10 protein-coding genes are annotated in these 12973 nt (G+C 71.5%); 8 read left to right on the plus strand and 2 right to left on the minus strand.

Annotated features, from left to right (window positions below; genetic code table 11):
- Nucleotides 1-308: 308 nt before the first annotated feature.
- Nucleotides 309-1208 (minus strand): glycosyltransferase family 2 protein, encoded by a 900-nt coding sequence (locus tag OG622_RS21650; protein ID WP_371578244.1) that lies wholly within the window; start codon nt 1206-1208, stop codon nt 309-311.
- Nucleotides 1209-1397: 189 nt separating this feature from the next.
- Nucleotides 1398-2855, minus strand: coding sequence for a Tat pathway signal sequence domain protein (locus OG622_RS21655; protein ID WP_371578246.1), 1458 nt, complete (start codon nt 2853-2855; stop codon nt 1398-1400).
- Nucleotides 2856-3120: 265 nt separating this feature from the next.
- Between OG622_RS21655 and OG622_RS21660 the strand changes: the two genes are divergently transcribed.
- The 8 genes from OG622_RS21660 to OG622_RS21695 all read left to right on the plus strand — a co-directional run bounded on the left by OG622_RS21660 (nt 3121) and on the right by OG622_RS21695 (nt 12899).
- Entirely contained in the window at nt 3121-3417 is a 297-nt protein-coding gene (locus OG622_RS21660; protein WP_371578248.1) for a hypothetical protein, read from the plus strand.
- Nucleotides 3418-3558: 141 nt separating this feature from the next.
- On the plus strand, nt 3559-5946 hold the full coding sequence (locus OG622_RS21665) for a nitrate- and nitrite sensing domain-containing protein (RefSeq protein ID WP_371578249.1): 2388 nt from the start codon (nt 3559-3561) through the stop codon (nt 5944-5946).
- The gene (locus OG622_RS21670; RefSeq protein ID WP_371578251.1) at nt 5943-6392 is read left to right on the plus strand and encodes a roadblock/LC7 domain-containing protein; all 450 of its coding nucleotides are present in this window, start codon (nt 5943-5945) and stop codon (nt 6390-6392) included. The genes OG622_RS21665 and OG622_RS21670 overlap by 4 nt, the downstream gene beginning before the upstream one ends.
- 53 nt (nt 6393-6445) lie before the next feature.
- On the plus strand, nt 6446-6778 hold the full coding sequence (locus OG622_RS21675; RefSeq protein WP_371578253.1) for a DUF742 domain-containing protein: 333 nt from the start codon (nt 6446-6448) through the stop codon (nt 6776-6778).
- Entirely contained in the window at nt 6765-7346 is a 582-nt protein-coding gene (locus tag OG622_RS21680; RefSeq protein ID WP_371578254.1) for an ATP/GTP-binding protein, read from the plus strand. The genes OG622_RS21675 and OG622_RS21680 overlap by 14 nt, the downstream gene beginning before the upstream one ends.
- Nucleotides 7347-7724: 378 nt before the next feature.
- Nucleotides 7725-10142 carry a SpoIIE family protein phosphatase gene (locus OG622_RS21685; protein ID WP_371578255.1) on the plus strand — a complete coding sequence of 806 codons (2418 nt, stop codon included), beginning with the start codon at nt 7725-7727 and terminating at the stop codon, nt 10140-10142.
- 569 nt (nt 10143-10711) lie between these two features.
- Nucleotides 10712-11572, plus strand: coding sequence for a LacI family DNA-binding transcriptional regulator (locus OG622_RS21690; RefSeq protein ID WP_371578257.1), 861 nt, complete (start codon nt 10712-10714; stop codon nt 11570-11572).
- A gap of 85 nt (nt 11573-11657) precedes the next feature.
- Complete coding sequence (locus OG622_RS21695; RefSeq protein ID WP_371578259.1) at nt 11658-12899, plus strand: extracellular solute-binding protein; 1242 nt, start codon at nt 11658-11660, stop codon at nt 12897-12899.
- Nucleotides 12900-12973 lie beyond the last annotated feature (74 nt).

Below are 12973 nucleotides of genomic sequence, written 5' to 3' on the forward strand. Positions count from 1 at the left end.
CGTTGGGCTCATGTTAGCGATCCGTTGGCGGGACCTGATGTGATCACTTCATCGGATCCGGCGACGACGGCGCACGCGTGGTACGCGTAGCTCGGGGGAGTGCCGCCGCCGCTGCCGGATCCGAAGTCGTACAAGCGCTGTGCCCCGGTCGTCGGAGGTGAACGACCGGGGCACTCGTGTGTCGCGAAGCAGTCCGAATCGGCGGTCGGGCAGGCCGGTTCGGTCGCGGGAGCGGCCGAGTCGGTTGCCGGGCAGGCCGGTTCGGTCACCGGAGAGGCCGAGTCGGTTGCCGGGCAGGCCGGTTGGGCCTACAGGATCGGTGGCCGTCCCAGCCGCGTCAGGCGCCACACCGTCCGCCAGCTCATGGGCCGACGCTCGCCGCCCGACTCGCGCCAGCCCTCCACGAAGCCGCTGAACCACGCCTTCAGCCCGCCCACCGAGCGCATCCGCAGCAGGGTGATGAGGACCCACACCCCCAGGTGCACGGGGATGAGCGGGAGCGGGAGGCGGCGGCGGGCGAGCCAGACGCGGTTGCGGGCGTTGACTCGGTAGTAGATGGCGTGCCGGGCGGGTGAGGTCTTCGGGTGCTGGAGGAGCAGTTCGGGGGCGTAGAGCACGGTCCAGCCGGCGTCGAGCGCCCGCCAGGCCAGGTCGGTCTCCTCGTGCGCGAAGAAGAACTCGGCGGCCCAGTCGCCGGTCTCGCCGAGCATGGCCATGGAGAGGGCGTGTCCGCCGCCGAGGAACCCGGTGACCGGCCCGCCGCGCATCGGGTCCTTGGCGCCGACCCTCGGCACGTGCCGCCGCTGGGTCTCGCCGTGCTCGTCGGCGATGCGGAAGCCGACGATGCCGAGGCGGGGGTCGGCGGCGTACAAGTCCCTTACCCGGCGCAGCACATCGGCGTCGACGAGCAGCCCGTCGTCGTCCAGTTCGACGACGACGTCGACGTCCCCGAACTGCCGCAGCCGTTCGAGGGCGACGTTCCGGCCGCCGGGGCAGCCGAGGTTCTCGTCCACCTCGATGAGCGTGACCTCGCCGGGCAGGCCGAGCCGTTCGGCGAACTCGGGGAGAGGGCAGCCGTTCCCGACGACGACGATCCGCTCGGGCGCGATGTCCTGCTTGGCCACGGAGGCGAGCAACGCGTCCACCTCGGCGGGCCGATTGCCCATCGTCACCACGGCGACAGCGACCCGAGGCCCAGCCTCCACCACGACACCAACCCCATCCCGTCCACGGACCGCCGACGACGACCAGCAGTACCGACGACCGCCGGCCCGCATCCCGTTTTCCATCGACTGTTTACGGCCGGGATGGTAGTCGTTCACGCCGGAGACTTCGCACCGACTCCTCGACTACGCCGCTCCGCCCCCCTTCCGCACCACCGTCCACGCCCGCACCTGTCAGGCCCGCAGCGGGTTCGCGCGCACCGCTGCCATCAGGTACCAGGCCGTGGCGCCCGTGTGCCGGTACGGGTAGTAGCCGAAGCCGAAGCCCGTGTCGAGGGGGCTGCTGGCGGAGACGATGCCGGAGCGGGCGGGCAGGGCTCGGCCGCCGACGGTCTGGGCGGTGCCGAGCTGGTCCTGGGCGCGTTCGAGGGAGTCGAGAAGGCGCCGGGCGCGGGTCTCGTCGCCGCGCGCGCCCCGGTCGCGCAGGGCGAGCGCGAGGTGGGCGGTGCCCTCGAACCAGACGCCTTCGCGGTTCGGCCTGGGCTGGAACTCGGCGATGGGCGCGTCCTCGTTCGCGAGGAGACTCGCGGAGCTGAAGGTGACACCCTCGTACGACTGCCCGGCGGGGACCGTGCTGTTGCGCCGCTCGGCGTGGTCGAGGACGGCCAGTTCCCGGGCCGCCCAGTCGAGGGAGCGCGTGTACCGGCCGGAGTCGAGCGCGAGGTGGGTCCAGGTCTGGGTGTCCTCGGGGATCGGCGACCTGTTGACGGTCACTCCGTCGTTCGTGCCGGTGTAGAAGAAGCCGCCCGACGCACCCTGCGCCGGCTCCCACATCCGCTTCACGAAGGCCTCGGCCCGCGCGCGCCGCGTCACCCACACCCGGTCGCCGGTGAGCCGGGCGAGCCGTCCGAACAGGCAGACCAGGTCGGTGTTGTGCTCGGTCGAGGTGAACGGCAGCTTCTCGTTCGCCCCGTTCACACCGAACTTGTAGCCGCCCAGGGGCTCGTCGGTACGGCCGGTCCGCTCGATCCACTCCCCGATCCGCACCGCGGCGGCGAGGAACCGCCGGGCCCCGGTCCGCCGGGCCAGCGCGCTCAACGCGATCCCCGCCCAGGCCATGTCCCCCACGGCCGTCCCCGTGAAGCCGAACTGGGTGCCGACGTTGGCCGTCCCGTCCGCCCGCACGAACCCGTCCGGCTGCGGTACGCCGTCGTAGTAGACGTACGGACCGACGTTGTACGCCTGGCGCAGCCGGCCGTCGTCGTACGCCGGGTCGTGCTCCTGGGCGTGGATCAGCGCGTCCCCGAGCGCCACCGCCCTGGCCCGCCCGTCCGCCGTGCGCACGGCGAGGTGGGCGAGGATCGCGAGCGCGTTGTCGTACGTGAACGCCGTGCTGAACAGTCCCGCCTGGTCGGTGTAGCTCTGGGTCAGCCGGATGGCGCCGTGGTCGGGGTAGGCGTCCATGGCGGCGGCGAGGAAGGCCTGTCCGCGCCGCCGGGCCGAGGCCCCGGCCGCCCGGGGCGCCGCGTGGGCCGGGCCGGAGCCGACGACGGTGAGCGCCGCCGCGGCCCCGAGGCCGGCGCCGAGGAGCGCCCGGCGGCCGAACGCCGGGGAAGTCGGGCCTTCCGGACCTGCCGGGCCGTGTCTGCGGGTCGCGCCGGTCATGCCGGTGCTGTCGTTGCTGCCGGTCATGGGTCTCCCTTGGAAGTGCGGGCCTGAGGGCGCGCCCGGAGCCGAGCAGTTCTGAGAGCGCTCTCAAGGGTGTGCGGGCTCATTCTGCTGGCGCTCCCTGGGCGGGTCAACGCCCCTGCCGGTCACGCCGGTTGAAGGGGACGAGGGAGAGTGACCTTCCCCGCATCTCGGGGAACCTCAGGCAGTAAAGGCTTGGGCAACGGGGCCTCACACCTGGGTCGGCCGGAAAAGGGCCGGCTCGCGACGAGAGAGCCATGATCACGTCATGCGGACGGTGAAACGGCCGGCGAACTGCGCCTCCACCCATTACTGCAACGGCACTCGGCCGAATCCGATCGGCGACGACTCAACCGGGGCCAAGCCCACCGCCTGCGACGGCGCCGCATCCGACTCCTACTGGGACGGAGAGCATCTCCTCGGCGGCTCCGAGTCCCAGGACATCAACGGCCGACGCGTCAGCTACCGCTCGGACCGGAGTTGCCCGCCCAAGCGCGGCTACCAGTTCATCACTGCCGCGGGCGACGGTGAGCCGGCCTTCGGCGCTCTCGGGCGTCGTAAATGATCGTGATGATCCTGACATCAGGAAAGATTTCAGACTTTGCTGACTCCTGCCCAGAGGTCGCTTAGCATCCTCAGCACTGTCGCGAAGCGGAATTTCTGAATCCGCTTGTCGCGCTCGTCCCCCTGCACCAAAGGACGCCCGATGCCCTCACGGACTCCTGCCCTGCAGCGTCTCCGGTCCATACGGGCCTCGCTGCTGCTACTCGCCCTGGTTCCGAGCCTGACCCTCGGCGGCCTCTGGGCCACGACCAGCGCCCGCGTGCTGTCAGAGGGCTTCGGCCTACGCGCCGAATTCGCCATCAATATGGCCGTCGCCAAGCCGTTCGGCGACATGATCGACGCCGCAGCGCGGGAACGGACGCTCAGCACGGTCTGGCTGGCCGACCCGAACGCCTCACACGACGCCATGAAGGCGCAGCGCCGCAAGACGGACGTCGCCGTGGCCGAGATGGCAGGGCTTCCCGCCGCGCTGAAGGACGCCCCGGAGACGTCCAAGGAGGCATTCCAGCCGGTCCTGGACGCCATGCGGAAACTGGATCTGACCGACCTGCGGGCCCGGATCGACAACCGATCCACCGACGCCCGGACGGCCTCCGCGGCGTTCACCCGCGTCATCAACGCCGAGATCGTCGGTACTGCCCACGCCTTCCGGGTGACCGAGGCGTCCCTGATGATCGCGGGCATTCCGGTCGCGAACCTGATCGATGCCCGTGAACAGCTCCAGCTTGGGGACGCCACGCTGGCACCCGCCGTCGCGAGCGGGCAAATGAGCTCCCAGGACCGGGCCACCTTCGCCTACGCGGTGGGGGCCCGGCGCCACCTTTTGGCGAACCTGCCCCGCGACCTGGACGCCCGGCACCTGGCGGAGGTGAAGAAGCTCACCAGCGGCAAGGCGTGGAAGACGATGGAGAAGATCGAGGATGCCGTCATCTCCCATCGGAACGGCGACAGCACCGGCCTGCCCGCGGTGGCCCGACAGTGGCCCGGCACCCTGGCCGAGATCCTCCCGCAGATGCAGAAGGTCACGGTCGACCCCATCCTCGCCCTCGTCGCCCGAAGCCAGGAGCGAGCCGATTCCCTGCTGTGGCAGGGTCTCCTCACCAGTGGGGCGGGGCTCGTCGCCGTGATCGTCGTGACCCTGCTGTCCTGGCGGGTCACCCGCTCCCTGATGCGGCGTCTGGCCGGCCTGCGCAGAGCCACCCTGGAACTGGCCGACACCCGGCTGCCCAGCCTGATCGACCGGCTCAACCGAGGAGAGAACGTCGACGTCGAGTCGGAGGCGGCGGACCTCGCCTACGGCGACGACGAGCTCGGCAAGGTCGCCCAAGCCTTCAACTCCGCCCAGCGCACCGCACTGCGCAGCGCCGTGAGTCTCGCCGACGCCCGCCGCGGCTTCCAGAAGGCCATCCTGGGCGTGGCACGGCACACCCAGAACCTGGTGAACCGCCAGCTGAGCCTGCTGGACACCATGGAGCGCGAGCACCAGGATCCCGACGTGTTGAAGGGGCTCTACGAGCTGGACTCCCAGGCAAGTCAGATGCGCCGCTACGAGGAGAACCTCGTGATCATCAGCGGGGGGCAGCCCGGCCGCCGCTGGACTGAGCCGGTCACCGTCATCGACGTCATACGCAGCGCCGTCGGCGAGGTGGCCGACTACCAGCGCATCACGGTGCACGCCGACGAGCGGCTGAAGCTGTCCGCGCACGCCGTGGCCGACGTGATCCACCTGCTGGCGGAACTCATGGAGAACGCCACCAGCTACTCGCATCCCGTCTGCCCGGTGTGGGTCCGGACGGAGTACGTCAGCAAGGGGCTCGCCGTAGAGATCGAGGACCGCGGGCTCGGCATGAGTGAGGAGGAGTACGCCGAGGCCAACCAGAGACTCGCCCAGCCCCCGCCGTTCGACGTCCTGGCCCTCGCCGACGACACCCGCCTCGGCCTCTTCGTGATCGCCCGGCTGGCCACCCAGCACGGTATCCGGGTCACGCTGCGCTCCTCACCGTTCGGTGGCGCCTCGGCGGTGATCCTGATCCCCTCGGAACTTCTGATCGAGGACTCCCCGGAGGCCCCGGACCCCGCGGCGACGCCCGTGGCGAACACCCAGCCCGTGGCGGCCATCGTCGGCACGACCGCGCAAGCGGGCGCCCACACCGCTCTCCACCACGACGAGCAGTCGGCGTCGGAGCGGCCCTCCGTGTTCACCCCCATGCGCCGCCCTGCCACCACACCGGCTTCGAGCACCTTCCTGGCGGACGGGCCTACGGCGACCACGCCCCCAGGGACCTCCGTCCCCTTCCACGGTGCTCCGCTCCTGCCGCAGCGCGTCCCGCAGGCGAGCCTGGCCGAAGAGCTGCGCCGTGACCCGCCCCCCGCCAACGCTCTCCCGTCAGGCCCCGATCCGCTGCCGCAGGCGGAGCAGGTCGCCAGGACGATGTCCGCCTTCCAGCGCGGCACCGTGCACGCCCGTGACTTCGGGGCACACGCCCTCACCGACCACAATTCCTCCGCACCGACGAAGGCCCCCCGATGACCGTTTACCCCCACCGCGCCCCCGCCACCTCCAACAACCTCGACTTCCTACTGACCGGCCTCGTACAGCAGGTACCCGGTGTGAGATTCGCCGTCGTGGTGTCCGAGGACGGGCTGGTGGTCAGCAAGTCCGCGAGCTTCCCCAGGCCCGAGGCCGAGCGACTGGCCGCGACCGTGTCGGGGCTGATGAGCTTGGGCCGGGGCGTCTGCGCCGACTTCGACGGCGGGTCGGTCGTCCAGTCGCTGCTCGAGATGCGGAAGGGCTTCCTCGTCCTCACATCGGCCGGCGCGGGCGCGCACCTCGCCGTGTTGACCGAGGCACAGGCAGATGTCGGCGTGGTGGCGTTCGAGATGAACATGCTGGTGAAGAAGGTCGGGGAACACCTCGGTGCGGCCCCCCGCGCCAGCTTCGCGGCCCCGCCCGGTGTGCTCGGTTTCGAGCGGTGAACGGCGGCCCCCAGGAGTCCTGGGCACAGCCCGAGGGGGGCACTTCCTGGAGGATGGTACGGACGTTCACGCTGACCGGCGGCCGTACCCGGCCCAGCCGGAACGACTTCACACTCATCACGTTGGTGACGACGGTCGAACAGCCCCTGCCGTCCGTCGTCCACGGCTTGCAGCCGGAGCACCTGCACATCCTGCGCATGTGTGCGCAGCCACTGGCTGTCGCCGAGATCTCCGCCTATCTGAACCTGCCGGTCTCCGTGACGGCCATCCTGCTCTCGGACCTGCTGGAACAAGGCAGGATCCTCGCCCGCCCGCCCATCCACGCGGTCGAAAGCCCGCAGATCGCCCTGCTGCAGAAAGTGAGGAACGGCCTTGCCCGGCTCTGACAACGCCCCCGAGGCTGTGAAGATCCTGATCTCCGGCGGGTTCGGCGTCGGCAAGACGACCATGGTCGCCGCCATCAGTGAGATCGCTCCGCTGCGTACGGAAGAACGACTGACCGCAGCGGGAGTCGGGGTGGACGACGTGATCGGCGTGGAAGCCAAGACGACCACGACGGTCGCCCTGGACTTCGGCCGCATCACGCTCACCTCCGACCTGGTGCTCTACCTGTTCGGTACACCCGGCCAGCAGCGCTTCTGGTTCATGTGGAACGACCTGGCGGTCGGGTCCATCGGCGGGGTGGTGCTGGTGGACACCTGGCGCCTGGAGTCGAGCTTCGCCGCCATCGACTTCTTCGAGAAACGCGGCATCCCCTTTGTCGTGGCCGTCAACCGCTTCGAGGGCCGGCCACACTACAGCGTCGAACAGATCCGCGGTGCTCTAGCTCTTCCCCCGACATCGCCGGTGTGCGTGTTCGACGCCCGGGAGCGCGACGCCTGTCGGGACATACTGCTGAGCCTGGTCGACCATGTGCTCGCCCAGGTGTCCGATCCCCTGCCGACGGCCCGCTGACCGACTGCCCGATCTCGGCGGGATGCCACCGGGGTCGGTCACCTGCGGGTACCGGGCGGTCGAGACCCTCCGGGCGGACCGCCCGTGAACCCGGTGAGTTCACGGGCGGTCCCCTGTCCCCTGTCCCCTGTCCCCTGTCCCCACGATGCTGTGGAGACGGCGGGCGGTGACGCGCCCGGCCCGCGACCGGGCGAAGACGTATGTCCCGGCGCCGACAGCCGTCTCGACCAGTGCGAGGACAAGCGAGGGACAGGAGAGAGCCGGCCAGGGGTAAGAGCTCACCCCCTCACACCCCGAGGCGAGTCCGACTTGTCCGTTTTTGGCGCAGCGCGCAGGCTGAGATCTATGAGTGACACGTCCGGCGTGAACTGAGCGGGAATGGATACAGCCAGGCCGGTCTCCGATCAGGCGTCCGGTCACCACGCGTACGCGGCCGAACCCGCCACGGCCACCATCAGCCCCCAGGGCCTCGTCACGGGCTGGAGCGAGGGGGCTCGACGGCTGCTGGGCCACCGCGCCACGGACGTGGTGGGGCGGGCGGCGGACGAGCTGTTCGATTCGCGCGACGCGCAAGGCGGCCACCCGCAGCGGGGCGGGAGTGGCACGGCGGTGCTCCGGCACCGGGACGGTCACCGTGTCCCGCTGGTCCTGCGCTGCTCGCCCTCCCTGGGCGCAGACGGAGAGACGCGGGGCTATGTCGTCACCGCCACCGCCGACACCACCTCCGACGGCACCTCTGCCACCGCCGCCACCGCCACCGCCACCGCCACGGATGTCGCCCGGCGGACGGTCGAGTGGTCGCACACCCAGTCGCCGCTGGGCATGTCGACGTTCACCCGGGGGGCGGAGGGATGGCGGCTGAACACCGAGCTGTCGGGCGAATCGCCGGGCGAGACGGCCGAGAAGGAGTTTCTGGAGCTCGTCCGGCAGGTGGCGGAGGAGAGCCGGCCCATGCGCTACGAGCGCACCACGCCCGGCCCGTTCTCCTCGCGTCAGCAGGCCTGGGTCACCGAGATGTGGCCGGTCAGGGACCCCGCCACGGACGAGGTGTGTGCCGTCGGCACGGCGACGTTCGACAGCAGTGAGGAGCACTGGGCCCGGCAGCGGCTGGCGCTGCTGAACGAGGCCGGCACCCGTATCGGCAGCACCCTCGACGTGTCCCGCACGGCCCAGGAGCTGGCCGATCTGGCGGTCCCCCGGCTCGCCGACTTCGTCAGCGTGGACCTGCTCGACTCCGTGCTGCGCGGCCAGGAACCGGCCCCGGGGCCGGTCGACACCGCCGTCGCGCTGCGCCGGACCGCGCACCGGTCCACGTACGAGGGCGTGCCTGAGGCCGCCGTGCCGCTCGGTGAGATCGACGCCTATCCCCCGTTCTCCCCGCCCGCCCGTGCGCTCACCAGTGGGAAACCACTGATCAGCGGGGTCGACGATCCCGACTACCTGCGGTGGGTCACCGAGGACGGGCCGCGGAAGGACCGGGTCCGGCGATTCGGGTTCCACTCGGTCATGTCCACGCCGCTGCGGGCCAGGGGGATCACGCTCGGGGTGGCGTTCTTCGCCCGTCGGCGCGGTTCGAAATCCTTCGAGCCGGACGACCTGGTCCTCGCCGAGGAACTCGCCGGCCGGGCGGCGGTGGGCGTGGACAACGCGCGCCGGTACACCCGTGAACGCACCAACGCGCTCACCTTCCAGCGCAGCCTGCTCCCCCGCGAGCTGCCCAGGCAGGCGGCGGTCGAGGTGGCGTACCGGTATCTGCCGGCCGGTTCGGGGGCGGGGGTCGGCGGCGACTGGTTCGACGTGGTGCCGCTCTCCGGTACCCGGGTCGCCCTTGTCGTCGGCGATGTCGTCGGGCACGGTCTGCACGCCTCCGCGACCATGGGCCGGCTGCGCACGGCGGTCCGTACGCTCGCCGACGTCGACCTCCCGCCGGACGAGCTGCTCACCCACCTCGACGACCTCGTCACCCACCTCACCTACGACGACGAGAGTGCCCCCGAGGACCTGGAGATGCCGTCCGCCGCCGAGATCGGCGCGACCTGCCTTTACGCCGTCTACGACCCGGTCTCACGGGTCTGCACCCTCGCCAGCGCGGGCCATCCGCCGCCCGCGGTGCTGTATCCCGACGGCACGGTCGAGGTGGTGAGGCTGTCGCCGGGCCCGTTGCTGGGGGTCGGCGGTCTGCCCTTCGAGTCGACCGAGGTGGAACTGCCCGAGGGCAGCCTCCTCGCGTTCTACACCGACGGGCTGGTCGAGGCCCGCGACCACGACATCGGACTGGGCCAGGACCGGCTGTGCGAGGCCCTCTCCTCCCCCGTCCCCTCCCTGGAGGTCATCTGCGACACCGTGCTGAAGGCGCTGCTGCCCGACACCCCGGACGACGACGTGGCGCTCCTCCTCGCCCGCACGCGCGCACTGCACACGGACCAGGTCGCCGCGTGGTCCCTGCCGTCCGACCCGGCGATCGTGGCGGACGCCCGCGCGCAGGCGTCCCGCCAACTGGCCGTGTGGGGCCTGCAGGAGGCGGCGTTCGTCACGGAACTCGTGGTCAGCGAACTGGTCACCAACGCCATCCGCTACGGCGCCGTCCCCATCGGCCTCCGGCTCATCCGCGACCGCACCCTCATCTGCGAGGTCTCCGACGCCAGCAGCACCGCCCCCCACCTCCGCCGCGCCCGCGCCTACGACGAGGGGGGCCGCGGCCTCCACATGGTCGCCCAGCTCACCCAGGGCTGGGGCACCCGCCAGACCTCCACCGGCAAGACCATCTGGGCCGAACAGCCCCTGCCGGCCACCTGACGATGACCGGCCACCCCGCGCCCGCCGCCGCCCCGCGCCGCCCCGGAAACGAGCCGGGGGCGCGGCCGGTCGGGTGTGGGCCGGGGACGGGGCCGGGGATCGGCGCGGGTCCGGCGGCGGGCGCGGGGACGGGGATCGGCGCGGGTCCGGCGGCGGGCGCGGGGACGGGGATCGGCGCGGGTCCGGCGGCGGGCGCGGGCGCCCGGGCGAGGAGGGGGCCCCGAACGGGTGGCGGCCCGCCGGCGGGTGCGGCTGCCTCGCCGGGCCGGCCCACCCTGCCCGGACGCGGCGGGCCGGAAGCCTGCGACGGGCCTGCCGCCGCGCCGGCCAGGACCGCGACCGGCGCCAAACCCGCCGCTGACCCTGCTTCGCCCTCCACCACCGGCGCACCTGCTTCGTCACCCACGGCCGCTGACCCTGCGCCGCCCTCCACCACCGCTGACCCCGCTTGGTCCTCCACTGCCGCGGCCCCTGCTTCGTCCTCCACGGCAACCGCTGACCCCGCGCCCTCCGCCCGCGCCCTCGGCCTCGTCTATCCCCCCGCCGGCCGGAACCGTGACTACACCGGCATGCAGCTGGCGTTCATCGGTGGCGTGGTGGAGGCGGCGACGGCGCACGACTACGACGTGTGGGTGTCGCCCGCCGACCGCGCGGGCGACAGCTCGTTCCGGCGGATGGTGGACGGGGGCCGGGTCGCCGGGGTGATCGTGATGGAGATCAAGCTGGAGGACGACCGGGTGGAGCACCTGGCGAGGGCCGGGTTCCCGTACGTGACGATCGGCCGCAACAGCAGGGCGGAGGAGACCAGCTGGGTCGACCTGGACTTCGCGGGGCTGGCGCGCGGCTGCGTCTACCACCTGGCCGATCTGGGCCATCGCAGGATCGCCTTCGTGAACAGGTCCGAACAGCTCTTCGAGAGCGGCTACGGCTTCGCCCACCTCGGCCTGGAGGGCTACACCAAGGCCATGGCGGAGCAGGTGCTCACCCCGAACGCGTACCTCTGCGACGACGAGGTCACCGCCGGCGAGTCGGTCCTGGAGCGGATCCTGCTGGACGACCCGTCGACCACCTCCCTCGTCACCATGAACGAGGCGGCACTGGAGGGCCTCTACCGCGGTCTCCTCCGGCGCGGCCGCAACGTCCCGCGCGACTTCTCGGTCGTCGGTGTGGCCGCCGGCCACTGGGCGGAGCAGGTGAACCCGCAGCTCACCGCCGCCGAGATCCCCGCCAAGGAGATGAGCCGGGTGGCCGTCGACCTGATCGTCCGCCGCCTCACCGCGCCGGACTCGACGCCTCGGCACGTCCTCCTCAAACCCCTGATCTCCCTCCGGGCCAGCACCGGCCCCTGCCGCCCGGTGCCCGGCTCGGAACCCGAACGGGAGTTCCCCGACCTCGACCAGTTCCCGGACCTGCCGGATTCCGAAGCCTGAGCCCTTCCCCTCTCCCCCTCCGCATTCCCGACCCCGACCCCGACCCCGATCCCGTTCCTCGTCCCCGACCTTCAGGGAGCAGCACATGTCTCACCCCGTCGACCGTCGCGCTCTCCTGCGCGCCGCCGGTGCGGGCGCCGCCGCACTCGGTCTCGGTTCCGCACTGGCCGGCTGCGGCTCGGACAAGGAGAGCGGCACGGTCACCCTCACCTGGTGGGACTACTTCACCCTGGACAACTTCCTGCCCGCCTTCACCCGGCTGATCAAGGACATCGAGGCCGCGGTCCCCGGCGTACGCATCGAACGCCGTACGTTCCCCTTCGCCGACCTCGAACGGCAGATCACCCTGGGTGCGGTCTCCGGCGACCTCCCCGACATCGCCATCGTCGACAACGTGTCCATGAACTCGCTCGCCGGCAGCGGTCTGCTCGCGGACCTCACCGAGCAGGTCGACGAGTGGGGGCAGGCCGACCAGTACTACAAGGGGCCCTGGGACGGCTGCCAGGTCGACGGCAAGAGCCTCGGCATCCCCAACAACAGCAACTGCCTCGCCCTCTACTACAACACCCGGATGCTCGACTCGGCGGGCGTGGAGCCGCCGGCCACCTGGGACCAGCTCGCCGACACCGCCCAGCGGCTGACCAGCGGCGAGCGGTTCGGGCTCGCGATGAGCGCGATCAGGACGGAGGAGGGCGTGTTCCAGTTCCTGCCGTTCCTGTGGCAGGCCGGCGGCGACCTGGACACCTTCGCCACGTACGGCGCGACCGCGCTCGCCTTCCTCGACGACCTCGTCGCCAAGGGCTCGCTGTCCGAGCAGTGCGTGGGCTGGACGCAGCAGGACGTCAACACCCGGTTCGTCAACGGGCGGGCCGCGATGCAGATCAACGGTCCATGGCAGCTGCCCACCATCAAGAAGACGGACATGGAGTACGGCGTCGTCGCGCTGCCCCGCGACCGGGAGGCGGCGACCTGTCTGGGCGGCGAGAACTGGGTGGTGATGGCGAGCAGCGACCACCAGGACAAGGCGTGGCAGGTCCTGGAGTACACCCAGCAGCCGTCGGTCCTGGTGCCGTATCTGGTGGGGCTCGGCAACCTCCCCGCCCGCAAGGACCTCGCGGACACCGGCACCTGGGCCTCCGACCCGGCCCTGCGGGTCTTCCTCGGCCAGCTGCCCCTCGCCCGCCCGCGCCAGTACGGTCCGGGCTACGCCGACGCCTCCCAGGCCGTCGCCGAGGCCGAACAGTCCGTCCTCACCGGCACGGCCTCCCCCACGGCCGTCGCCAGGACCACCGCGACGAAACTCGACAAGGCCCTGGAGCAACGGTGACAGGAGGAGGGTCGAAGGAGGGAAGGGCGAGAGGGAGAGGCCTGAGAGGGGGCAGGGCGAAAGGCGGAGGTGTA

The organism is Streptomyces sp. NBC_01314 (assembly GCF_041435215.1).
Classification (GTDB): Bacteria; Actinomycetota; Actinomycetes; order Streptomycetales; family Streptomycetaceae; genus Streptomyces.